The organism is Aminivibrio sp., assembly GCF_016756745.1.
Classification (GTDB): domain Bacteria; phylum Synergistota; class Synergistia; order Synergistales; family Aminobacteriaceae; genus Aminivibrio.
In genome coordinates this window covers 1-1,984 of sequence record NZ_JAESIH010000057.1, presented here as the reverse complement: position 1 = coordinate 1,984, position 1,984 = coordinate 1, and the positions used below count along the sequence as shown (strand labels likewise).

1 protein-coding gene is annotated in these 1,984 nt (G+C 59.3%); it reads left to right on the top strand.

All coding sequences use genetic code 11. The annotated features are described in order from the left end of the window. Positions 1-580: 580 nt before the first annotated feature. A partial coding sequence (locus JMJ95_RS09370) for an ATPase, T2SS/T4P/T4SS family (RefSeq protein WP_290684780.1) occupies positions 581-1,984 on the top strand: 1,404 nt, incomplete at its 3' end.

The following is a 1,984-nucleotide window of genomic DNA, read 5'->3' as shown; positions in this document are numbered from 1 at the left end:
GAGGCCGTGGTCATGGCCGGAGGATCTTGCCCTTGTTTGTCATCCTGAGGGTTGTACTACCACCCGAAGGATCTGGTTTTTGCTCCTGAAGGGCCTTAAAATCGAGGTCCATTCGGCCATGAACCCGGCCTCAGGACGACAAGGCGAGGTCCATTCGGCCATGAACCCGGCCTCAGGACGACAAGGCGAGGTCCATTCGGCCATGAACCCGGCCTCAGGACGACAAGGCGAGGCCCTCCCCTCGCTATGCTCGGGATGCTGCGCGATCGGGCGTGGAGCCGCCCTCAGGACGACAGGCAAGGGCAAACCCGAGATCCTCCCCCTTTGGGAATGCTCCACGATCGCTTCGCTCAGTACGACATCGCTTTGTTTTCCTTGGCCAAAACTTGCTCTCAGGCTGAAATCAATTGTATGTTCGCCCCCGGATCGCCCTTCTACTTCTTCCTCAAAACTCCTTAAATAAACAAACTGTACAGCAATAATATCCGCCACATTTCTGACGTATCACGTTGTATAATCCCGATTCTTACGTTATCATCATTGCATTGAAACTATCCAACAACGCTGGGCGGTAGATCAAATGACCAAAACGCCACGACTGGGAGATCTTCTTGTTGAATCGGGAAGCATTACGTCGGAACAGCTCGCTCAGGCCCTTGCCGAACAGAAAACCACCGGTCTGCGGCTAGGTGAGACGCTGGTCAAGAACGGTTCCCTCACCGAGGGGAAACTCCTCGACGCGCTGAGCGCCCTCCTCAAGCTCCAGGTATACTCCCTCTCCCGGTACCGCCCCATGCCCGAAGCTCTTCGGATGGTTCCGGAACACGTGGCCCGGCGCCTCCACGCCATACCCCTTTCAGTGGAAGACGGGAACACCCTCCTGGTTGCCATGTCCGACCCGCTGGACATCATAGCCCAGGATGAAATCCGCATGATCACGGGCATGGAAATTAAAGTCGGCATCGCCTCGCCGTCGGAGATCGACCGGAACCTCGAACGGCTCTACAGCATCCAGGAATCCATGGAAGACGCCAGCCTCGAACTCATGGACACCGCCGCAAGCGATCTCGACCTCACCCAGGCAATGGGCGAGGCCAATCCCGACGACGCCCCGGTCATCCAGCTGGTGAACCAGGTCATCGAGCAGGCGGTAAGGGAAGGCGCCTCCGACATCCACATCGAGCCCTTCGAAAAGAACACCCGGGTGCGGTACCGCATCGACGGCCAGCTCTTCAACGCCTTTGACTTCCCCAAGCACCTGCACCCGGCCGTGTCCTCCCGAATGAAAATAATGTCCGCCATGGACATCTCCGAAAAACGTCGCCCCCAGGACGGCCGGATTCTCATAAAAGTCCTCGGCCGCAGGGTTGACCTCCGGGTCTCCTCCCTGCCCACCATCTACGGGGAGAAGATCGTCATCCGTATCCTCGACCAGGGCAACGCCATGGTCGGCCTCACCAAGCTCGGTCTCGACGCGGACGACAAGCTCCTCGTCGACGGGATCTGCAACGCCCCCTACGGCATCGTCCTCGTCACCGGACCCACGGGAAGCGGAAAGTCCACCACCCTCTACTCCGTCCTCGAACAGGTCAACAGGCCGGAAGTCAACGTGGTCACCGTGGAGGACCCGGTCGAATACACCATCTTCGGCATCGGCCAGGTCCAGGTCAACGAACGAGCGGGCCTCACCTTCAACAACACCCTCCGGTCCATCCTCCGGCAGGACCCGGACAAGATAATGGTGGGAGAAATCCGGGACGGAGAAACGGCCCAGCTCGCCATCCGGGCCGCCCTCACCGGGCACCTTGTCCTCTCCACCCTCCACACCAACGACGCCCCCAGCGCAGCCATACGGCTCATCGACATGGGCATCCAGCCCTTCCTCGTGTCGTCCTCGCTGCTCACGGTCATAGCGCAGAGACTCGTCCGGAATTTGTGTTCCGCCTGCAAGGAGGAATACGAACTGCCCGAAAAAGTGGCCGAA